Source organism: Ensifer sp. Root142 (assembly GCF_001426785.1).
Lineage (GTDB): Bacteria > Pseudomonadota > Alphaproteobacteria > Rhizobiales > Rhizobiaceae > Ensifer > Ensifer canadensis.
The window spans coordinates 380107-400015 of record NZ_LMFK01000044.1 but is presented as its reverse complement, the minus strand read 5'-3'; the positions used below and the strand labels follow the sequence as shown (position 1 = coordinate 400015).

General features: G+C 62.3%; 21 protein-coding genes. 12 read left to right on the top strand and 9 right to left on the bottom strand.

Translation table 11 applies throughout. The features are described from left to right. Positions 1-143: 143 nt before the first annotated feature. Positions 144-419, bottom strand: coding sequence for a hypothetical protein (locus tag ASD52_RS30465; protein ID WP_025427432.1), 276 nt, complete (start codon positions 417-419; stop codon positions 144-146). 108 nt (positions 420-527) lie between these two features. Between ASD52_RS30465 and ASD52_RS30460 the strand changes: the two genes are divergently transcribed. The 3 genes from ASD52_RS30460 to ASD52_RS30450 all read left to right on the top strand — a co-directional run bounded on the left by ASD52_RS30460 (position 528) and on the right by ASD52_RS30450 (position 2958). Next, complete coding sequence (locus tag ASD52_RS30460) at positions 528-1748, top strand: hypothetical protein (RefSeq protein ID WP_025427431.1); 1221 nt, start codon at positions 528-530, stop codon at positions 1746-1748. Between the two features lie 9 nt (positions 1749-1757). After that, positions 1758-2426 (top strand): PQQ-binding-like beta-propeller repeat protein, encoded by a 669-nt coding sequence (locus tag ASD52_RS30455; RefSeq protein ID WP_025427430.1) that lies wholly within the window; start codon positions 1758-1760, stop codon positions 2424-2426. Between the two features lie 325 nt (positions 2427-2751). Beyond that, positions 2752-2958: a hypothetical protein gene (locus ASD52_RS30450; protein ID WP_025427429.1), complete on the top strand. Its 207-nt coding sequence runs from the start codon at positions 2752-2754 to the stop codon at positions 2956-2958. A gap of 32 nt (positions 2959-2990) precedes the next feature. Here the strand turns inward: ASD52_RS30450 and ASD52_RS30445 are convergent, their stop codons facing one another. Further along, positions 2991-4400 carry an adenylate/guanylate cyclase domain-containing protein gene (locus ASD52_RS30445; protein ID WP_025427428.1) on the bottom strand — a complete coding sequence of 470 codons (1410 nt, stop codon included), beginning with the start codon at positions 4398-4400 and terminating at the stop codon, positions 2991-2993. Between the two features lie 211 nt (positions 4401-4611). On the opposite strand from ASD52_RS30445, the gene ASD52_RS30440 reads away from it, so the two are divergent. From ASD52_RS30440 to ASD52_RS30420, 4 genes are all read left to right on the top strand, one after another. Then, on the top strand, positions 4612-5679 hold the full coding sequence (locus tag ASD52_RS30440) for a cyclic nucleotide-gated ion channel (RefSeq protein ID WP_057210912.1): 1068 nt from the start codon (positions 4612-4614) through the stop codon (positions 5677-5679). 142 nt (positions 5680-5821) lie between these two features. Further along, on the top strand, positions 5822-6655 hold the full coding sequence (locus tag ASD52_RS30435; protein WP_025427426.1) for a response regulator: 834 nt from the start codon (positions 5822-5824) through the stop codon (positions 6653-6655). Positions 6656-7174: 519 nt separating this feature from the next. Continuing rightward, complete coding sequence (locus ASD52_RS30425) at positions 7175-8467, top strand: diguanylate cyclase (RefSeq protein WP_244445410.1); 1293 nt, start codon at positions 7175-7177, stop codon at positions 8465-8467. 172 nt (positions 8468-8639) lie between these two features. Further along, positions 8640-9122, top strand: a complete 483-nt coding sequence (locus ASD52_RS30420) for a VOC family protein (protein WP_025427423.1) — start codon at positions 8640-8642, stop codon at positions 9120-9122. Positions 9123-9178: 56 nt separating this feature from the next. Here the strand turns inward: ASD52_RS30420 and ASD52_RS30415 are convergent, their stop codons facing one another. From ASD52_RS30415 to ASD52_RS30395, 4 genes are all read right to left on the bottom strand, one after another. Next, positions 9179-9778 (bottom strand): YdeI/OmpD-associated family protein, encoded by a 600-nt coding sequence (locus tag ASD52_RS30415; protein ID WP_025427422.1) that lies wholly within the window; start codon positions 9776-9778, stop codon positions 9179-9181. Positions 9779-10285: 507 nt separating this feature from the next. Continuing rightward, positions 10286-11290 (bottom strand): GlxA family transcriptional regulator, encoded by a 1005-nt coding sequence (locus tag ASD52_RS30410; RefSeq protein ID WP_057210910.1) that lies wholly within the window; start codon positions 11288-11290, stop codon positions 10286-10288. Positions 11291-11745: 455 nt separating this feature from the next. Then, positions 11746-11949, bottom strand: a complete 204-nt coding sequence (locus ASD52_RS30400; protein ID WP_025427418.1) for a hypothetical protein — start codon at positions 11947-11949, stop codon at positions 11746-11748. A gap of 97 nt (positions 11950-12046) precedes the next feature. Beyond that, positions 12047-12352 carry a hypothetical protein gene (locus tag ASD52_RS30395; RefSeq protein WP_234907741.1) on the bottom strand — a complete coding sequence of 102 codons (306 nt, stop codon included), beginning with the start codon at positions 12350-12352 and terminating at the stop codon, positions 12047-12049. Between the two features lie 129 nt (positions 12353-12481). On the opposite strand from ASD52_RS30395, the gene ASD52_RS30390 reads away from it, so the two are divergent. The 5 genes from ASD52_RS30390 to ASD52_RS30370 all read left to right on the top strand — a co-directional run bounded on the left by ASD52_RS30390 (position 12482) and on the right by ASD52_RS30370 (position 15747). Beyond that, entirely contained in the window at positions 12482-13405 is a 924-nt protein-coding gene (locus ASD52_RS30390; protein ID WP_025427416.1) for a LysR family transcriptional regulator, read from the top strand. A 62-nt stretch (positions 13406-13467) separates the two neighbouring features. Then, a complete protein-coding gene (locus tag ASD52_RS30385; RefSeq protein WP_025427415.1) occupies positions 13468-14121 on the top strand; it encodes a VIT1/CCC1 transporter family protein in 654 nt (217 codons plus the stop codon). A gap of 185 nt (positions 14122-14306) precedes the next feature. Then, the gene (locus tag ASD52_RS30380) at positions 14307-14618 is read left to right on the top strand and encodes a metalloregulator ArsR/SmtB family transcription factor (RefSeq protein ID WP_057210908.1); all 312 of its coding nucleotides are present in this window, start codon (positions 14307-14309) and stop codon (positions 14616-14618) included. A 52-nt stretch (positions 14619-14670) separates the two neighbouring features. After that, a complete protein-coding gene (locus ASD52_RS30375) occupies positions 14671-15138 on the top strand; it encodes an SRPBCC family protein (RefSeq protein ID WP_025427413.1) in 468 nt (155 codons plus the stop codon). A 246-nt stretch (positions 15139-15384) separates the two neighbouring features. Beyond that, complete coding sequence (locus ASD52_RS30370; protein WP_234907740.1) at positions 15385-15747, top strand: hypothetical protein; 363 nt, start codon at positions 15385-15387, stop codon at positions 15745-15747. Between the two features lie 54 nt (positions 15748-15801). Here the strand turns inward: ASD52_RS30370 and ASD52_RS30365 are convergent, their stop codons facing one another. The 3 genes from ASD52_RS30365 to ASD52_RS30350 form a co-directional block, all read right to left on the bottom strand. Further along, the gene (locus tag ASD52_RS30365; protein WP_025427411.1) at positions 15802-17874 is read right to left on the bottom strand and encodes an ASKHA domain-containing protein; all 2073 of its coding nucleotides are present in this window, start codon (positions 17872-17874) and stop codon (positions 15802-15804) included. 161 nt (positions 17875-18035) lie between these two features. After that, positions 18036-18383, bottom strand: a complete 348-nt coding sequence (locus ASD52_RS30360; protein WP_025427410.1) for a hypothetical protein — start codon at positions 18381-18383, stop codon at positions 18036-18038. 481 nt (positions 18384-18864) lie between these two features. Next, positions 18865-19830, bottom strand: coding sequence for a methyltetrahydrofolate cobalamin methyltransferase (locus ASD52_RS30350; RefSeq protein WP_025427408.1), 966 nt, complete (start codon positions 19828-19830; stop codon positions 18865-18867). Between the last annotated feature and the right edge of the window lie 79 nt (positions 19831-19909).

Here is a 19909-nt window from a genome sequence, read left to right as displayed (position 1 = left end):
AATAAGGTAAGCCGAAAGGCCGGAAGCGTGACTGTCCCTCGATCATCACCTGCATCTCAATGGTCCGTTCTCTCCTGGGACGCGGCTGCTTTCATGCCACCTCCTTGGTGTTGAGATGTTTGTCTGGTGGCAACGATCGGGGCTCACGGCCGATGGGTAGAGTTTCGCCGTCCGGAGAGCAGCCGCAGCCACGGCCCGGAATGGAAGGCGCTCATCAGCCCGTACATCGCCACCATTCCCGTCAGCGGGGACGCGGCTGAGGTCGTGCAGAGCATGTCCGGCTCGCCGATGCTCAGAACGCCGGTCAAAAGCGCCATGAACGCAAAGGTCGGACTGGCGAGGAGAGGGAGCCGATCGGCCGCGCCACGAGCTATCGCCCTTCGCGACCCTTCAATCGTTCCGGTTCTGTGCGTCGACATTTTTCGGCTATCCATTTGTTCGGCGGTTGCGCAGGTCGTTGCGGGTCTGCGAATACAGTTAGCGTCCGAAGCTGAGAGTGCGGGAGTTACAAGTTTGACGGGATTGCGATGGACTCGCTGATCACGGCTGCGGCGCGGGCGCTGGCGGCGGGCGATCCGCTCGGCGCGCTGAAACGCGTCGCACTGCGCGACGACGCGCCGGCGCTGGCGCTGCGCGGGATCGCGATGGCGCAGCTCGGCGACTTCCCACGCGCAAAAGCCCTGCTGAAAAGTGCCGCGCGTGCATTCGGCCCAAGGGAAGCGGTGGCACGGGCGCGATGTGTCGTGGCTGACGCCGAGATTGCGCTGGTTTCACGCGACCTTGGCTGGCCGGAGAAGGCGCTTGAGACGGCGCGGGCTGTGCTCGAGGCCCATGGCGACCGCGTCAACGCCGCCCATGCGCGCAATCTCCAGGTCCGACGTCTCGTCCTGATCGGCCGCCTCGATGAAGCCGAGCAGGCGCTTGACGGCTTCGACCCGATGCCGCTGCCGCCCGCATCACGCGCCGCCAACGCTCTCATTGTCGCCGGCATCGCCGTCAGGCGCCTGCAGACGAAGACGGCGCGCGCTCAGCTGGCGCTGGCGCGCGAGGCGGCGCGTGAAGCCGGTATCCCGGCATTGACCGCCGAAGTCGACGGCGCCTTTTTAGCGCTCTCCAAGCCGGCTGCGCGCCTGATCGCCCGTGGCGAGGAGAGGGCGTTGCTGCTCGAAGAGGTCGCGGCGCTGCTGGCATCCGGCGCGCTGGTCATCGATGCATGCCGGCATGTCGTGCGGGCAGGTGATAGGTTAGCATCACTCTCGACGCGCCCGGTTCTCTTTGCGCTTGCCAGGACGCTGGCTGAAGCCTGGCCGGGGGATGCTTCGAGGAGCGCGCTTCTCGCCCGCGCCTTCCGGGCGAGGCACGCAGACGAATCGCACCGGGCGCGACTGCGCGTCGAAATCGGACGGCTTCGCGCTGAGCTACGGGATGTGGCCGAGGTAAGCGCGACAGCGCGCGGCTTTGTGCTGGTGCCGCGGCACGCTCGCGAGGTCGCCGTGCTGGCGCCGCCCGTCGAGGGACAGCACGGCGCGGTGCTTGCCTTGCTCGCTGATGGCGAGGCGTGGGCGAGTTCGGCGCTGGCGATTGCGCTTGGGGCGAGCCCGCGCACGGTGCAGCGGGCGCTTGACGCGCTTTGCGCGGCTGGCAAGGTGCAGCCGATCGGGCGGGGACGTGCACGCCGATGGATGACGCCGCCGGTGCCGGGTTTCCCGACAGTGTTGTTACTCCCCGGGCCGCTGCCGAGCGATTAGGATGAAACCATGAAAAAAGCCTCAGCCGAAATTCTCCGCGAATATGGTCCCTTTCCCGGTGCCGAGCAGGTGCATGGCGTGACGTTCGACGGCCATCACGTCTGGTTTGCCACCGGCGACAAATTGAATGCGCTCGACCCCGAGAGCGGTGAGACGGTGCGTTCCATCGATGTCGCCGCCCATGCGGGCACGGCCTTCGACGGGGAGCACCTGTTCCAGATCGCCGAGGATTGCATCCAGAAGATCGATCCGAAGACCGGCCGCGTACTTTCGACGATCCCGGCGCCGGGCAACGGTGGCGACTCCGGCCTTGCATGGGCGGAAGGTACGCTGTGGGTGGGCCAGCATCGGGGGCGAAAAATCCATCAGATCGATCCCGAGACGGGGGCCATCCTGCGCACGATCGAGTCAAACCGTGTCGTTACCGGCGTCACCTGGGTCGATGGCGACCTGTGGCACGGCACCTGGGAAGGCGACGACAGCGATGTCAGGCGCATCGATCCGCAAACGGGCGAGGTGCTGGAGCGGCTCGACATGCCGGCCGGCATGGGCGTGTCGGGGCTTGAGGCCGATGGCGGCGACCGTTTCTTCTGCGGCGGAGGCGCAAGCGGCAAGGTCAGAGCCATCCGCCGGCCGAAGCGGGCGGAGGCCGCCGACCGCAGCGCCAGAAGCAAATAATCCACGCTCTCTCTATGTCCCGCGCATCGTGAGGAATAGCAGAGCGCCTTGTCGCCTCGTCGCGGCGTCGCGTGCCTACGCTGACGCGACAAGGACGCCGTAACGTCTTGCATCAGTTGCCGAAGTCTCTTTTCAAATCGGTGCCGGCTCAACGAATTGTCAGGCCGGCTTCAGCGATGCAACGCTCACGCGCCGAACCTCTGGTCAAAGCGTGCAGGCGTACCTACCTACAATGCAGAGACGAAAATCGGCGCCCGCAAATCCGTCTCGTGGCCGCGACGTTCGTTTGCGCCAAGTAATAGGCGGCGCTTTGGAAGAGGCAAGAATGGCTAGGACGTTCCAGTCCTTCATTCACGGTGTTTGGGTCCTTGCCATCATCAGCGCGGCGACATCTGTAGGTATTGTCTATGGGTGGCAAAGCCACGGCTGGGTCGGGGCGAGCCTGTACGGGCTGATCGGTTACGGCAGCGGCGTTTTGTTCGCCTACTCGCCCTCGATGTTTTTCGATTTCCTGGAGTTGTTGGGATCCTGAGCGCGCGCTGAACGCGCTTGCCGACATCACGATCAAGGTATGGCGAAGATGCTGATCTCGTTGGTGATGCCGCGCAGCGTGACGTTGTGTGTCATCGGGTTGAGGCCGCGCTCGCTGAGCAGGTCGGCGGCGGCCGGATTGCGCAGCACCGTGCTGGTGGCGAAGATCTCCTGGGCGGTGGCGAGGTGCTGCACGCGCGAGGCGATGTTGACCGTCTGGCCGAAATAGTCCTGCCTCTCGTTGAGGCTGACGGCGATGCAGGGGCCTTCATGGATGCCGATCTTCAACAGCAGGTCCTCGCTGCTGCGCTCGTGATTGAGCTCGCGCATGGCGTCGCGCATCCGCATGGCCGCGGCGATCGCCCGATCGGGCGTCGGGAAGGTTGCCATGACGGCGTCGCCGATCGTCTTGACCACGGCGCCGGCTTCGGCGGCAACGATCTCGTTGAGCACGGTGAAATGGGTCTTGACCAGATCGAAGGCGGCGAGATCACCGACACGCTCGTAAAGCTCGGTCGAGCCGCGAAGGTCCGTGAACAGGAATGTCATGCTGGTGATCTTCAGGCGCTGGTCTACGTCGATCGTATCGGTGCGGTAGATGTCGCGGAATGTCTGGTTGGACAGCAGCCGCTTGGCCGTCAGGAAAGGACGACGGCGCCCGAGCAGCGCATGCAGCGCTTCGCCGGCGACGCAGACCGTGGGCAGCGTGCGCACCTCCGCATGGTTCTCCACCTGGATCCGCAGCGGACCCGGCTGCATGCTGATGGTCTCGTTATGCCGATGGGTGCGATCGAACACCAGGGATAGGTTGCGCCTTTCCTTCGTCGGTTCTCCCGACACGTCGATGAACTGCGCTGCGTGTGTCACCGGCTCGAAGATGATGATGAACTCGGCCGGAAGCTGCAGCGCGATGACGGCCTTTTCGCCGGGCGGCAGTTCGAGAGTCTCGAGAATGAACTCCTCGGCCTTCGCCTCGTAATCGTCTTCAGGCAGGTCGACACCGGAGCCCCAGTAGACCTGGCGGAAATATTCGGCGGCTGGAAGCTCGTGCGGATTGTGGGCCTCGATATGGCGGACGCGCGGGCTGACGGTAAACGTCACCTCGATCATCTCGTCCAGCGTCGGCTCGTAGCCGGCTGCGCAAAGCGCGCAGGTATAGGCCTCGCTCTGCACGGTTTTCAGCGAGGTGTTGGCGTCGAGCACCCCGCCGCAGCCGGGGCAGAGCACATTCCAGGACAGTTCGAACAGACCAAGCCGCGAGGCGTGCAGGAAACCGGCGATCGTCTTTTCTTCGTCCAGCCCGTGCTCGGCGGCAAAGGCGAGCGCATTGATGCGGCCGAGCTTGCGGTCCGGCGCGTCGCGCACGTGCCGCTCGATGGCATCGGCGAAGGCGGGTGCCGCCGACTGGCGCAGGACGTCGAAGAGGGCCTGGGTTTCGCTCATGGTGGTATCTTATACTGAAATGGGCGCGCGGTCAGCGCCTTGTCTTGGCGGGCTGAGAAACTGAGCCGGCTCTTCGACCAGCCGATGGGAGCCGGCGCCGCGTCGACGCTTTTGCCAAGGTCAACTCTGCTCCAGGGTCGTCTCGTTGGCCCCATTGCGCTTGGCCTGAAGCATCTTATGCTAAGAGGGTGGTAGGCCGCGGGAGCGTTGAATGTCGGCACGGCCGTTCTCGAAGATTTCTGCGCCGCTCGGCGGGCTGCTCGCCGTGGTTGGGCTCGTGGCGGTCGCTGCACTCACGACGCCGGACATGACCGGACGAACCAGGCTCAATTTGGAGGTCCTGCTTGCTCTCATCTGGGCCATCTATGTCCTGCAACTGATCGTGACGCTGATCGCCGCGCGCGAGAGAGACTTTTGGGACAGGCTGCCGGCGATTGCTATCGATGTGCTTGCTGTCTTGGTTCCTTTCGCCGCGGTGCTGTTTGTCGGCACGCGCGATCAGACCCTCTACTGTGCCATCTGGCTGCTGAAGCCTCTGCGCGGATCGCCCTTCTTCCGGCTTATGGGCAGCGTCCTGAGCAAACAGGCACGTAACCTGATCGGCATCACCTCGATCTTCGGCATCGTTCTTTTTGGTGCGGCGCTCACGGCCTATCTCATCGAGCGCGACGTCCAGCCTAACACGTTCGGCAGCATCCCCCAGGCGATGTGGTGGGCGGTGGTGACGCTGTCGACCACCGGCTATGGAGACGAGATTCCGCAAAGCTTCGCCGGCCGCGTCCTTGCCGGGCTGGTCATGATGTGCGGCATCGGCATCTTTGCGCTCTGGGCCGGCATCCTCGCCACCGGCTTCTACGAAGAGGTCCGTCGCCGGGACTTCGTGCGCAATTGGCAGTTGGTGGCGACCGTGCCACTGTTTCAGAGGCTTGGCTCGTCGGCGCTCGTCGAGATCGTGCGGGCGCTGAGGCCTCGCGTCGTGCCGGCGGGCGCTGTCATATGCCGCAAGGGCGAGGCCGGCGACCAGATGTTCTTCATCGTCGAGGGACGCGTCAGTATCGCGACACCGAACCCGGTGGAGCTAGACGCTGGCAGCTTCTTCGGCGAGATGGCGCTGATTACGGGCGAGCCCCGCTCGGCGACCGTCAGCGCGGCGACCGAGGTCTCGCTGTTGTCGCTGTATTCGGAGGATTTCCAGATGCTGTCCAGCAGCAACCCGGAGATCGCGGACATCATCCGCAAGACTGCGCTCGAGCGGCGCGGAGCGACGCCGAAGGCTTGACGGCCCCGCAGGGCTATTGGGTCGTATGCGCAGACCTGAATGCAAGCGCGCCAAGCAGCATTTCACGGCTACCTCATTAACAGCCGGGAAAGTCTTTCTCCTCTAGCATGGCTTCGGGGACACTCTTTCTTATAGGCGATCAATGTCATTTTTCGGCGTTTCCGGAATGTACTATTCCGGTGAATCTCTTGCTGAGCACCGCATCGTGCTTGCCGAGGACTCCAATCTGTTTTCGTCGATGGTCTCGAAGCGGCTGAAAGAGCTGTTCGACATCGACGTCATCGTCTGCCGCGATTATGACGATCTGCAGTTTGCCGTCGAAAATGCGACATTCCCGGCGTCGCTGGCCATTTCCAACATCAACCTGCCCGGTGCCGAGAATGGCGAGGCGCTGAATTATCTCATCGAGATGAGCGTGCCGACCGTGGTCTTCACCGGCTCCTTCCAGGAAAGTACGCGCGAGAAGATCCTGGCCAAGGAGATCGTCGACTATGTCATCAAGGACAGCGTCTTTGCCGTCGACATGCTGGCGGAATCGGTTTGCCGGTTTCTCACCAACCACAAGCACCATGTGCTCATCGTCGACGACAGCCCGACGGCGCGCGCGCTGCTGACGACGCAGCTGAAACGCTACAATTTCCGCACCAGCACGGCAGAAAACGGTGCGACGGCGCTCGAAATCCTCAAGAACCATCCGGATATCGGCCTCGTCATCACCGACTACAACATGCCCGACATCGACGGCTTCGAGCTGACGCGGCGCATTCGCGGCACCTATGGGCCGCACCAGTTGCGCATCATCGGCGTCTCGTCCTCGACCAACCGGCTCTTGTCGGCACGCTTCCTCAAGGCCGGCGGCAACGATTTCGTCGTGCGCCCCTTCGTCAACGAAGAGTTCTATTGCCGCGTCAACCAGAACCTCGACACGCTGATCAAGATCAAGACCTTGAGCGAAAAGGTGAAAGTTCCGGCCTAAAGCATGTCGCGCAAAAGTGTGCTGCGGTTTTGCGATAACGACATGCGTAAAAACAAGAACTTGAAGCGCGGCAAGCGAATCTGAAAGATCGCGACGCGCTTTAACGCGCCTGCGAACTCCGCGAACCTGGTTGCCGGATGCGCCGTTTGTCGGCGCCTTGATCCCGCCCGCCACCTCCGTTTCGAGGCGGTGGCGCTCATCCGTCGGCTACACACGCCGGCGCATCTGCCGCTTTCCTGCGCTTGCGACCCCTAAAATTGCCGGGGTCGCGAGAAAAGCCCTCTTACGGTTGCCGCATTAACGAAATTGCAATCCGGACCGTCTTCAATCGGCCGCAACAAAAGTGGGGAGCCCGGTAACGCCTGGTCATGCCAAGACAAAATGTCTGGCGCGATCCGTGCCGGGTATAATTGTATATTGGGAGCCAGCGTCGCCCTTTTTGGGACAGCACGCCTGCGGCTCGAAATCGGGATTTGCAGGGACGTGAGATTGCGCCGCACGCCAGGTCGGATCAATTCTGTGCAGAAGCACAGCGACAAGCGCATGTTGCTGATCGAAGATTCCCGCATGTTTGCCACCGCGCTGAAATACGGCCTGGAAACGGTGCATGGTATTCGTGTCACCCATTGCGCCTCGCTGGAGGCGCTGCGCCAGGAAATGACCGCAGCGCCGGATAGCTTCTCGCTCGCCGTGCTCGACCTCAATCTTCCCGACGCGCCCAATTGTGAGGCGCTCGACTTCATCCTCGCCAACAACGTTCCGGCCGTCGTCTTCACCGCGGCCTTCAACGACAACACGCGCGACCAGATCCTCGGTCGCGGCGCGCTCGATTGTGTCATCAAGAACCAGCCGGAATCGATCAATCTCCTGATCGGCGCCGTGGACCGGGCCTTGACCAATGGCAAGACGACGGTGCTGCTTGCCGATTCCGACACGCCGTCGCGGGTCGAGCTTGCGGGCATCCTGCGCCGGCAGCGGATTTCGGTGTGCGAGGTCGCTTGCGCCGCCGATGCGCTGCTGGTGCTCGATTCCGGCGAGGCGATCGATATCGTCGTCACCGATCTTGATTTGTCCGACATGACTGGGGCAGCGCTGCTTGCCGAGGTGCGCCGGCGCCAGGGCGATGAGGCGCTGCCGGTGATCGCGCTTTCCGACAGCGGCGACCGCCGGATCGGAGCGCGGTTCCTTGAGGCCGGCGGGACGGACTTCATCCAGAAGCCATTCCTTGAGGCAGAGTTCAACGGTCGCATCGCCTATGCCGCCGGCATCCAGAAACGGTTGCAGACGCTGCAGCGACAGGCAGCGAGCGACTATCTCACCGATATCTACAATCGCCGCCATTTCTTCCTGACCGGCCCGCGCCTCGTCGAGCAGTGCCTGCGCCGCGGCGAGACCACGGCCATCGCCATTCTCGACATCGACCACTTCAAACGCCTCAACGACACCTATGGCCACGAGATCGGCGACGTCGTGTTGAAGCATGTGGCCAAGCGGTTGACGACGCTGGTCGGCGACGAACACCTGCTTGCCCGCCTCGGCGGCGAGGAGTTCGGCATCCTGTTCAACGGCTTCGACGTCCAGCGCGCCTTCACGTTCTGCGAGAAGCTGCGCATCGAGCTTGCGAGATCGCGCATCGTTGCGGATGACGAGGAACTGTCGATTACAGTGTCGATCGGTCTTGCGACCATCGAGGCGCCGGAGTCCTTCGAGAACTACCTGCATGCGGCCGACCAGTTTCTCTACATGGCCAAGCACGCCGGGCGAAACCGGGTGATTTCGGAGCTCGCACTGCTCGACGCACTGGCGTCGTAGCGAGCCGCAATCCGCGACGCTGTCCGGCCAAGGACCTGTTCCTGCATGGTGGCGAGCTAGTGCCGCTAGCCGCGATGATTGCAATGAATCGCGAAGCATTGTCGGTTTCGGCATCGGCGAAACGTCTTCCAAGCAGCCGGACATGATCCGGGCCTGCGAAGAGGAGCCGCATATGACCAAAGTTGTCTCAAATCTCTGGTTCGAAAAGGACGCCCTCAGGGCCGTCGAACTCTACGTCTCGCTCGTGCCCAATTCGGCGATCGTCCGCACGACGGTGATGCCGGCGGATTCGCCGAGCGGGCCGGCGGGCAGCGTCAAGGTGATCGAGTTCACCCTGGGAAACCAGAACTTCACCGCGCTCGAAGCCGGACCGCTGGACCCGTTCAACCATTCCTTCTCGATCATGATCCAATGCGACAGTCAGGAGGAGATCGATCGCCTGTGGAATGCGCTGCTTGAAAACGGCGGGCAGGCCGAGCAATGCGGTTGGCTGCGGGACCGCTGGGGTCTTTGCTGGCAGATCGTGCCGAGAGCGCTCGGCGACATGGTTGCCCATACCGACCGCGAGCGCGCCCGGCGTGTGACCGAGGCCATGCTGGGCATGATCAAGCTCGATATCGCCGAACTGGAGCGCGCCTTCCACGCCCGGACCTGAGCCAGATCCGGCTGAACAGGTGCGCTCATGGACAAGGGTTGACGGTGTGGCCTGCGCTATTTCCGCGCCTGCGGGTAGATCGTCTCGCCGCGCTTCAGCATCTCGACGAAGGTCTCGATCTTTTTCCGGCGGCCGGCCTCGGTTTTCATATTGTGCGTGCGGAAGGCAAGCGCGAAGCGGTTCTGCGCGCTGAGTTTTGCCAGCATTTCTCGCGCCTGCGGCTCGGCGTCGATCGCTGCCTGCAGGTCGTCGGGGATCTTCATTTCCTTGCCGCTGCCATAGGCGCGATCCCAGCGGCCGTCGGCCTTGGCCTTGTCGACCTCTTTCAGCCCATACGGGGTCATCCGGCCTTCGGCGATCAGCCGGGCCACATTGTCGACGTTGATCTGGCTCCAGATGCTTTTCTTGCCGCGCGGGGTGTAGCGCTGCATGTAACTCTGGTCGTCGTGGCTCTTGCGCACGCCATCGATCCAGCCCCAGCACAGGATCACGTCGATCGCCTCCTTCGGCGTGATCGATTTGAGGCCGGAGCTTACCTTGTGGATCTTGATCCAGACCTCGGTTTCGCCGGCATGGTTGGCGCCGAGCCAGACATAGAAACGCTCTTTGTCTTCGAACTCGTGGACCTTGCTCGGATCGATGATCACGGGTGCCATGGGGTGAAATGCTCCTGATGTTCAAGCGGCGGAGGCGTGCCAGCACGTTCCGGCTGCGGCGCGGCCACGCGTTCTCCTTTTCCGTTCAAGCGAAAAATGCGGATCGACGCAAGCGCGAACGTGGGTGGAGCGGGTTCCAGAATGGCGGGAAATGAGGGGCGACAAAGCGGGCCAGGTGGTCTGTGGTATCGCTGCGGCGGCAAGCGCAACCGCAAATTGGGCGGACGGTTCCATCTGAAATTCGGACCGATACCGTCTTCAACGAGGTTTGCACCCCGTTCTCCTCATCCTCGCCCCTGTGGCAGGGATCCAGCGACCCGACGTCTGTCGGGTTAGGGGGCATTTCAGCCCAAGGACTTGGGCTGGCTGGATTCCTGTGACAGGCACAGGAATGAGGGAAGTTTTGGCGGCTGGCGGGCTCACATCGCCGGATAGGTTAAGAAGGGACGGCCTGTTGCCAACAAAAAGGGCGGATGACCCGCACTTTTTGTGTGTTCGCACCAGTTCCTATCGCGCCATCTGCAGCGTCAGCTTGCGGTCGGCGCGCTCCTGCTGCGGCGAGCGGTTGTAGAGTTCGCGATAACACTTGGAGAAGTGCGACGCCGAGACGAAGCCGCAGGCGACGGCGACTTCGACGACCGGCATCGACGACTGGATGAGGAGGTGTCGAGCGCGGTCGAGCCGGATCTCCAGATAGTAGCGGGCAGGGGACCGCCCCATCTCCTGGCGGAATAGTCGCTCGATCTGCCGGCGCGACAGGTCGGCGCCCTCGGCGATCTCCAGGAGCGACAGCGGTTCGGCAAGATTGCCTTCCATCAGCTCGATGATCGACAGCACCTTGGCGTTCTGGACGCCGAGACGGGCGCGCAGCGGCAGCCGCTGGCGGTCGTGAGGGCCGCGCACGCGGTCGGTCAGCGCCTGTTCGCAGACGCGGTTGACGAGGTTCTCGCCAAAATCCTGGTCGATCAGGTTCAGCATCATGTCGAGCGAGGCGGTGCCGCCGGCGCAGGTGTAGATGTTGCTGTCGATCTCATAGAGGTCGGCATAGACGTCGACCTGCGGGAAGTTCTCGGAGAAGCCGGGCAGGTTTTCCCAGTGGATGGCGCAGCGCTTGCCCGTCAACAGGCCGGCCGAGGCCAGCACATGGGCGCCCGTACAGAGGCTGCCGACGGCGACGCCGCGGTTGTAGACTTCGCGCAGCCAGGCATTGACCGACTTGTTGTTGAAATCCTCGACATAGATGCCGGAACAGACCAGCACCATCGACGGACGGTTTTCCCCGCCCAGGAACTTGCGTTCGTCGGCGAGAGACGAGTTGACCTCAAGCGCGATGCCGCTTGAGGAGAGAACCTTTTCGCCGTCGGTCGATGTGAGGCGCCATGTATAGGCCTCGTAGCCGAGCATGCGGTTGGCGATGCGGAGCGTTTCGATGGCGGCCGAAAACGGCAGCATGGAAAAGTTCGGTACCAGGAAGAAGACGAGAGAACGCTTTTTGGTCAAGGGCTTGTTCATGAGGCTTCCCGTGCTTGGCGATGCCGTATATTCGTCGCTTGGAAGATACCATCCGGCTTGTCTGTTTGCGACATTGACATGGAAAGCAGCGACCGCAAAGACATTTCGCATTGCGACATGGGGCGGGAAAGCCGCTGTCGAGCCGGCTTTGCGGCTTTTGTAAGGAATGCGACAGATTTACCGGCGTCGTTGACGTAATCTGACAAGAAACGCCAGAGATGCGCAATTTTCAGAAAGAACGCCTTTGGGTTGTGTTTGCCGATTGCGACGCGCCGGCGGTGAAAGGGCCAGGTGTCGGTATCGGACAAGTTCGCGCAAGGGCCGGTTTGGGGCGTTTCGACGCCCGACGGCATCTGGCGAAACCACAAAAGAAGAAGGGCATCGCCTTCTCGACGATGCCCTTCAGCGGTTCGCGCTCGGGGTCTTGGGTCCCCGAGAACAGGTCAGGCGGTCATTCATTGTTCGGTCTTGTGCACCGCGTCGTCGACGGATGGGAAGCCGATGTCCTTCATCGTGTCGTAGGACAGGTTTTCAAGTGCGCGCTCGTTGGCATAGCGCTTCCAGGCAGCCCAGGCGCGTGCACGCAGATTGAAGAGACCCGGGATGGACGAGAGGGAGGGTGCCCGCTCCGAGGTCTGTGATAGATGGATAGTAGACATTTCATGGCTCCTTCTGAGTGCCTCAGAGGTCGCGACCACGATCTATATATGTCGCAACCCTAATCATCATTCAAACGAATATGTTTGATGTTTTCCATCAAACATGGTGATCAATCAGCGTCTCGGCGAAGATGAGGTCGTTGCGGACCCGCTTGGGTAGTTTCGCCAATTCGCGGTGGGCTTCCACCCGATTCCGGGCGATGCGTTTTGCCTGTCGTTTTCGTGCAATGCCGTCGATCAGCGTTTGCACGCGGGAGAGGAACGACAGGACGAGATCGCCGTCGGCATTGACCTGTCTCACAGGCAGGGCCTTTGCCATTTGCACGGCATGATCCGGAGTGCGGTTCATCTTGGGCTTCACCTTGCTCACGTGCCGGATGTCCTGCGGGGCAGAGAAGGCCATTGTTGTCGCGGACATGACTGGTTTCCTTCCTTTGGCGTCCTTGCAACTTGACTATCGGTCTTTGCTGATGTTCAATCAAACGAAATGAAGTGAACCATTCTGTCAGTTTTATTGAACAAGGATGCCGCCATGAACATGATGCTGCGCCATGCGCTTCCGCTCCTGGAAATGGATGTGTTGAAAACCTTCGTCGCCATCGCCGAAACGGGCAACTTCACCACCGCGGCCGAAACGGTCTATCGCACGCCGTCGGCGGTCTCGATGCAGATCAAGAAGCTGGAAGAGCAGCTCGGCTGCACGCTGTTCCTGCGCGATGCGCGTTCGGTGTCGCTGACGCCCAAGGGCGAGATGCTCTTGGGCTTTGCCCGCCGCCTGCTGGCGCTCAACAACGAGACGGTGTCTCGCTTCCTGCTGCCCGACATGAACGGCGTCGTGCGTGTCGGCGCGCCCGAGGATGTCGGCGAGCGCATTCTGCCGGAAGTGTTGAAGCGCTTTGCCGAATCCTATCCGAACGTCACGGTCGACGTCTCGATCGGCATGAGCGGCGCCATGCGCAAGCGCGTCGACGAGCACCGTCTCGACATCGCGATCTTCAACAGCCTGACCGACGTCGCGCCGAAGAACGGCGAGATCCTGATGCAGGAGAAGCTGGTCTGGGCCGGCGTCAAATGCGGCAATGCGCATCTTAAGGATCCGCTGCCGGTGTCGATGTGGGAGGACGGTTGCGTCTGGCGGGCCGATGCGGTGGAAAAGCTGTCGCGCGCCGGCCGCCGGTTCCGCATTGCCTTTCTCAGCGCCTATACCACGGGCCAGCGTGCCGCCGTGCTCGCGGGCCTCGCGATTGCCCCGCTGCCGCGCTACCTCGTCCAGGGTGAGATGGTGCAGCTCGGCGAGCGTGACGGCCTACCGGATCTCGGCCATTACGACATCGGCTTGCAGGTGATCGACGATGCGCCGGCGCCGGTGCTGGCTGTCGCAGATCATGTTCGCGACGCATTCGCGGAACTGAGGATCCAGTCGGGAGAGGCGCGGCTTGCAACAGCGGTTGCCTGACAAACCGGCCGAAAGCGACCCGATCGTCATGCGTTGATCTCGGCGCAAGGGGAAGGCGTGCCATGGCGCGAGATGACCAGTCGCGACGCATTTTGGATCCGATCGATCGCCTCTCGGAGATCATTTTCGGGCTGCTGATGGCGCTGTCCTTCACCGGTACGATGAGTGCGGCCGTCGGTGGCGGCGAGAAAGTGAATGCGGTGCTTGTCGCCGCTTTCGGCTGCAATCTGGCCTGGGGCATCGTCGATGGCGTCATGCATGTGGTAACGACCGCGGTCGAGCGGGTGCGACGTCGCGGCCTGGTCGACGCTCTGCAGCGCGAACCTCTCGATCGCGCCCGCCAGATCTTTCTCGACAACCTCCCTGATGATATCAGGTTGGTGTCAGCGCAAAGCGAAATCGAGGCGCTGCTTCTGCGCGTACGGGCCTTGCCGTCCAACGGTCAGCATTCCGTGGTCACAGGCGGAGACCTCAAGGCCGCGCTTGCCATCTTCGCGCTCGTCGTCATCTCGACGCTGCCGCCGAGCATTCCCTTCCTGTTCATCGAGCAGATCGACGTCGCCATGCGCGTTTCGAACGCCATCGCGCTCATCATGCTTTTTATCGTCGGAGCACGGCTCGGCAGCTATATGGGGCGAAGCCCCTGGCCGATGGCCTTCGCCATGGCAGCGATCGGTGCCGTACTTGTCGCAGTGACGATCGCGCTTGGTGGGTAGAGGGCGCAGCACGTTCGGTCCGATGGTGAAGCGCGCCGACCCGCTGCTGATATTTTGAATCACGTTCGCAGCTTATCGCCATGAAACAGCATGACTTTGTGCCGTTCCATTGTGCCAATCCCGCTGTCTTGCCGCCGGGCTCAAGCGGTGCTTGCCCTTCCATAAGCGTAGGCTTATAATAAGTAATGACTTATGAAGGCAGAGTGCTTGCGGCGTTGGCAGACCCGACGCGGCGCCAGATTTTCGAGAGGCTGGGTACCGGTCGTTGCTCGGTTGCCGATCTCGCACGGTCGTTGCCGGTGTCGCAGCCGGCAATATCGCAGCACCTGAAAGTGTTGAAAGAGGCGGGCCTTGTTCACGACACGCCTTCAGGCACGCGCCGTATCTATTCGATCGACCCCGCTGGCCTTGGTCCGCTGCGGCAATGGCTCGATCGCTTCTGGGGTGATCAACTCGCCGCCTTCAAGGCAGTGGCGGACCGCGACGAAGCCATCTGACATATCGGCATGGTTTGTGGTGCGGTCCATGAGGCAAACGGGAGTTTGTGAAATGCATCACATCGAGCCTGCCCCTGTGCGCAAAACCGTGACAGTCCGCGCGACGCCGGAGCGCGCCTTCGACATCTTCGTCGCCGGCATGGGCGAATGGTGGCTGAAGAGCCATAGCCTGACGGCAAGCGGACAGAGGACCGTCGTGGTCGAGCCGTTTGCGGGCGGCCGCTGGTACGAAATCGGCAATGGCGGCGAGGAGAAGGAATGGGGGCGGGTGCTTGCCTGCGAGCGGCCGAGGCGCATCCTCCTTGCATGGCAACTGAATGCCGACTGGGTGTTCGATCCGGAGTTTGAGACCGCGGTGGAGGTCATCTTCGAGCCCGCAGTCGATGGCGGCACCACCGTACTGCTCGAACATCGCGATCTCGCCAATTATGGTGCGAAGGCGAATGAAGCCCGCGTGGCGCTTGATTCAGAAGATGGATGGACGGGACTGCTGGGGGCATTTGCGGCGAGGGCCGCGTGAGATTCTAAGCGTCACCGCCTTTCTCGAACGCGCTCCCTGGTGCGTTGTTGCAGCCCTCATCCGCTTGCCGGCACCTTCCCCCGCAGGCGGGGGGAGGGATGCTTGGCACTGTCACCGCCCTCACTTGCCGTTGGGCCAAAACATTTGACTATGCAGTGACTTGAACGCAAGCATGCCATGACGTTCAACCGAAGCAACGCGCGATCAATTATGCAGGTATCAACGCCATTGGAGGCTTTTCCCGAATTGGGATCAGTCGCAAACCCCGTAGTGTTCTATGACGGCATTGACGCCCTGGTTTGCTACGAGACCTCGCCCCCGGTTGGCGGTGGCAACGTGGTCCTGAGGTTCGGTGACGTTATCGATTTCCGAGTCACGCCGATGAATGTCGATGGCCTGCCAGGATGCAGATACCCGGTCCTTCCGTGGGCGTTCAATGAAGTCTCTGGTGGCGAGGAAACAGCCCGGTGGGAAGTCCTCAGTCCACGATTTTGGATCATATCCTTCCACGACGTCACGATCGACGTTCTGTTCGAGACGGTCTCCCTCGTGGTTCATGACGAACGCGGCGGGCCGCTGCGCAGGACGCTGATGGACGTCATACGTTGATGCGCTGAAGACCATTCTAAAGGGCGCAGTGTGTCCGCTTGCTTCTTTTCGGCCCTACTCCCGGCTACGCCTCCGCCGTCTGCCGCCGCCCTCGCCATCATCTGCCGCCACCTTGCGCTCCGGCAGGGTGACGACTGCAGACAGTTTCGGGAAGGCGTCGACCTTGTTCGGCATTGCCATCGCGTTGATGAAATGCTCCTGAAATTTTGATTCAAGAGCGGTCTCTATCTTCTCGATTTTGCTGACGGTTTGCTCGATCTCGCGACGGTGGCCGCGGTTCAGGAGCGCCATCAGCGCGCCGGTGCCGGCGGCGTTGCCGACGGCCTTCACCTCGTCGAGGTCGCAGTCCGGGATCAGGCCCAGCACCATGGCGTATTTCGGATCGATGAAGGAACCGAAGGCCCCGGCAAAGCGGATGGTGTCGACATGGTCGATATCCAGCTTTTCCATCAGCAGCTTGATGCCGGCATAGAGCGCCGCCTTGGCGAGCTGGATGGCGCGGATATCGTTCTGCGTCACGGTGATGCGCTGCTGGCCCTCGTGCAGCAGGTAGGAGAAGGTGCGGCCGTTCGGGATGATGCGCGGGCTTTTCGCCGCCATCGCGCCATCGACGACGCCATCCTGCGAGATGATGCCTGAGAGATACATCTCCGCGACGATTTCGATGATCGCCGAGCCGCAGATGCCGGTGACGCCAACGGCGGCGGCCGCCTCGGCAAAGCCGTCCTCATCAGACCATTTGTCGACGCCGATGACGCGGAACCGCGGCTCGAGCGTCTCGGGATCAATGCGCACGCGCTCGATCGCGCCCGGTGCGGCACGCTGGCCGGAGGAGATTTCAGCCCCTTCGAAGGCCGGGCCGGTGGGCGAGGAGGCGGCAACGACGCGATCCTTGTTGCCGAGCACGATCTCGGCATTGGTGCCGACATCGACGAGCAGCATCATCTTGTCCTGCCGGTAAGGGCCTTCCGACAGCGTGGCGCCGGCGGCATCGGCGCCGACATGGCCGGCGATGCAGGGCAGCATGTAGAGCCGGGCGCCGCGGTTGACGTCGATGTCGATCTCGTGCGCCCAATATTGCAGCGCGCCGGAGACAGCGAGCGCAAACGGCGCCTGGCCGAGCTCGGTCGGGTCGATGCCAAGGAACAGGTGGTGCATGATCGGGTTGCCGACGAAGACCATGTCGAGGATGTCGTGGCGGTCGACCTCACCTTCGGCGCAGACCTTGCCGATCAGGCCGTTGACCGCCTCGCGCACCGCCTTGGTCATCGCCTCGCGGCCATCGGGATTCATCATCACATAGGAGACGCGGCTCATCAGATCCTCGCCGAAGCGGATCTGCGGGTTCGAGGTGCCCGAGGAGCCGACGATACGGCCGGAGAGCAGCGAGACGAGATGCATGGCGATCGTCGTCGAGCCGATGTCGCAGGCAACGCCATAGGCCTCGTTCTTGAGGCCCGGCCACAGGCCGACGATGAAGGGGCGTGAACTGTCCATGTCGCGGTGGATGGCGGCGGTCACGGCCCAATTGCCCTTGCGCAGGATGCCCTGGACCTGCGGAATCAGGTGCGGCGCGATCAGCAGGTCCTTCCAGCCCCAGTCCTTCTCCAGCATCACCTTCAGCCGGTCGAGATCGCCGAGCGGCTTGTGCATGTCGGGCTCATCGACCTCGACATAACAAAGCTGGATGGCGGCGTTGCGCTCGATCACCCGGTCGCTTGCGGCCTTGCGCACCACCTGGGCGTTGATGACGGTATCCTGCGGCACGTCGATGACGAGATCGCCGAGAATCTGGGCGGAACAGGAAAGCCGGCGACCGTCAGGCAGTTCGCGCACGGAGGCGTAGCGCTGTTCCTTCGGGCCAACAGGCGAAATATGGTCGTTGGAGGAGACGATCTTGTGCTTGGCGAAGTTGCCTTCCTGCACCTCGATCTGACAGCGCCCGCAGGTGGCGCGGCCGCCGCAAACACTTTCGACATAGACCCCGAGCGAGCGGGCGGCATCGAGAACCGGCGTGCCGACCGGGAAGCGGCCGCGCTTGCCCGATGGCATGAACAGAACGAGGGGATCCTTGTGCGCGGCTTCGGTCATGTTGGTCTCGATTTCGGAAGTGCCTTCGATGCGCATTCTGTTCTGTCTTTCCTAAAGCCTGCTTCTGCCCGATGGACCGAGGCATGGGTAAACGTCTTCAGACTGCACCGGAATGCTGCCTGATAGTTGTCAGATCCCGACATGGAAAGATCTGCGAGCATCATTTCGTCAGGGTTGCGCTCGCGGGGCGTATCCGTTCATGACGTCTTGCGCGACAGGCGCCGGGCATTGACGCGCACGCGCTTGCCGTAGGGTTTAAGGGCGGCGGCAGCGATCGCCGTTCCACCCAGGCCAAGCGATGCGCCGCCGCCGGTCATCAGCCGCACCGCATTATCGAAACCGGTGCGCCACAGCGCCATGTTCACGGCCATGGCACTTTCCGCGGTGGCCGCGATCTTCTCGGAGACCATGCGGCTAAGCTCGGTCGGATCCTGCGTTTTCCCGGTCAGTGCCGCCAGTTGCATTTCGTGCAGCCGCAGCGCCATGACGAAAGGGGCTTCGAACCAGAGCGTGAAAGTGTCGAGGTGAAGTCGGCGCGTTGTCATCGATGATCCCTACTCTTGTGCTGCGACAGCGACGGTCGGATGCTTGACTATGGAGCCGTGGTCAGTTTCGCAGCTGCTATTGCCCAGACAAACGCCGCCGCCAGTGTCGTCGAGCTACCCCAGAAACAGACGTTCATGAGCCGTTCCTGGGAACCAAAGTTGATCCTCCTCGTGACAACCGCAACGAAAGTGACGGCAAGCACTGCGAGGTTTGCGAACAGGACCGGCAGGACTTAAAGCGCGTCGCGATCTCCAGGATTCGCTTGCTGCGCTTTAAGTTCTTGTTTTTGCCCATGTCGTTATCGCAAAACCGCTGCGCACTTTTGCGCGACATGCCTTAGGTCCTGAGCGCACCGTAGAGCCTTTTGAACTCGCCCGCATCCTCAAAGAGCGCATATCTGACAAGGAGAGCCAAAGGACAACCAGGGCAACTCATGACCTGGTTGTCCTTTCGATGTGCAGTACGGCGCCGAGCAAAAGCCTATTCGCTCGCCGCAGCTCCGCCGGTGCGCGCGGCGCGCCCGCCGCGACGACCGCCGGAGGCTGCCGGTGCTGCGGCCGCCGCCACGGCATGGCCGCCTTCTGCCGGCTTGTGGTCGCGGTAGGTCCTGATCCAGTTGGTGCAGTTGGCGTCGGTGCCGTTCAGAACGTTTGCAGCGCGAACGGCCTCCATCTCCTGCGGACGGCAGGGGTTCATGATCGCGGACGTCATACCGGCGCCGATGACCATGGGGATGAAGCCGGCATTGATGCCGTGGCGATGCGGCAGGCCGAAGGAGATGTTGGAGAGGCCGCAGGTGGTGTTGACCTTCAGCTCTTCGCGCAGACGGCGCAGAAGCGCAAACACCTGCCGGCCGGCGTCGCCCAGGGCGCCGATCGGCATGACCAGCGGATCGACGACGATGTCGTGTGGCTTGATGCCATGATCCATGGCGCGCTCGACGATCTTCTTGGCAACGGCGAAGCGCACGTCCGGATCCATCGAAATGCCGGTTTCGTCGTTGGAGATGGCGACAACCGGCACGTCGTATTTCTTGCAGAGCGGCAGGATCGCTTCCAGCTTTTCCTCTTCGCCGGTGACGGAATTGACGAGCGGCCGGCCCTTGGCGACCTTCAACGCCGCCTCGATTGCCGCCGACACGGAGCTGTCAATCGACAGCGGCACGTCGACAAGGCCCTGGACGATTTCCAGCGTCTTGACCAGCAACGGCGGTTCGGTCTCGTTCGGGTTGACGGCGGTGACGCCGGCGTTGACGTCGAGCATCGTCGCACCGGCGGCGACCTGCTCCAGCGCGTCCTTGATGACGGTGTCGAAATTGCCTTCGATCATTTCCGCGGCCAGCTTCTTGCGGCCGGTCGGATTGATGCGCTCGCCGATGACGCAGAAGGGCTGGTCGAAGCCGATGATGATTTCGCGGGTGGCGGAAGCGACGATGGTACGGGTCATGTAAGATCCTTTGATCCTGTGGCGTCGGGTTTCGTTATCTCACCCGTTAAGCGATGGAGGCGGCCGGACGGGCCGGCGC

Coding starts and splice junctions, on each gene's coding strand:
- ASD52_RS30465 (WP_025427432.1), bottom strand. CDS start 419: ATGTCGACGCACAGAACCGGAACGATTGAAGGGTCGCGAAGGGCGATA.
- ASD52_RS30460 (WP_025427431.1), top strand. CDS start 528: ATGGACTCGCTGATCACGGCTGCGGCGCGGGCGCTGGCGGCGGGCGAT.
- ASD52_RS30455 (WP_025427430.1), top strand. CDS start 1,758: ATGAAAAAAGCCTCAGCCGAAATTCTCCGCGAATATGGTCCCTTTCCC.
- ASD52_RS30450 (WP_025427429.1), top strand. CDS start 2,752: ATGGCTAGGACGTTCCAGTCCTTCATTCACGGTGTTTGGGTCCTTGCC.
- ASD52_RS30445 (WP_025427428.1), bottom strand. CDS start 4,400: ATGAGCGAAACCCAGGCCCTCTTCGACGTCCTGCGCCAGTCGGCGGCA.
- ASD52_RS30440 (WP_057210912.1), top strand. CDS start 4,612: ATGTCGGCACGGCCGTTCTCGAAGATTTCTGCGCCGCTCGGCGGGCTG.
- ASD52_RS30435 (WP_025427426.1), top strand. CDS start 5,822: ATGTCATTTTTCGGCGTTTCCGGAATGTACTATTCCGGTGAATCTCTT.
- ASD52_RS30420 (WP_025427423.1), top strand. CDS start 8,640: ATGACCAAAGTTGTCTCAAATCTCTGGTTCGAAAAGGACGCCCTCAGG.
- ASD52_RS30415 (WP_025427422.1), bottom strand. CDS start 9,778: ATGGCACCCGTGATCATCGATCCGAGCAAGGTCCACGAGTTCGAAGAC.
- ASD52_RS30410 (WP_057210910.1), bottom strand. CDS start 11,290: ATGAACAAGCCCTTGACCAAAAAGCGTTCTCTCGTCTTCTTCCTGGTA.
- ASD52_RS30400 (WP_025427418.1), bottom strand. CDS start 11,949: ATGTCTACTATCCATCTATCACAGACCTCGGAGCGGGCACCCTCCCTC.
- ASD52_RS30395 (WP_234907741.1), bottom strand. CDS start 12,352: ATGGCCTTCTCTGCCCCGCAGGACATCCGGCACGTGAGCAAGGTGAAG.
- ASD52_RS30390 (WP_025427416.1), top strand. CDS start 12,482: ATGAACATGATGCTGCGCCATGCGCTTCCGCTCCTGGAAATGGATGTG.
- ASD52_RS30385 (WP_025427415.1), top strand. CDS start 13,468: ATGGCGCGAGATGACCAGTCGCGACGCATTTTGGATCCGATCGATCGC.
- ASD52_RS30380 (WP_057210908.1), top strand. CDS start 14,307: ATGACTTATGAAGGCAGAGTGCTTGCGGCGTTGGCAGACCCGACGCGG.
- ASD52_RS30375 (WP_025427413.1), top strand. CDS start 14,671: ATGCATCACATCGAGCCTGCCCCTGTGCGCAAAACCGTGACAGTCCGC.
- ASD52_RS30365 (WP_025427411.1), bottom strand. CDS start 17,874: ATGCGCATCGAAGGCACTTCCGAAATCGAGACCAACATGACCGAAGCC.
- ASD52_RS30360 (WP_025427410.1), bottom strand. CDS start 18,383: ATGACAACGCGCCGACTTCACCTCGACACTTTCACGCTCTGGTTCGAA.
- ASD52_RS30350 (WP_025427408.1), bottom strand. CDS start 19,830: ATGACCCGTACCATCGTCGCTTCCGCCACCCGCGAAATCATCATCGGC.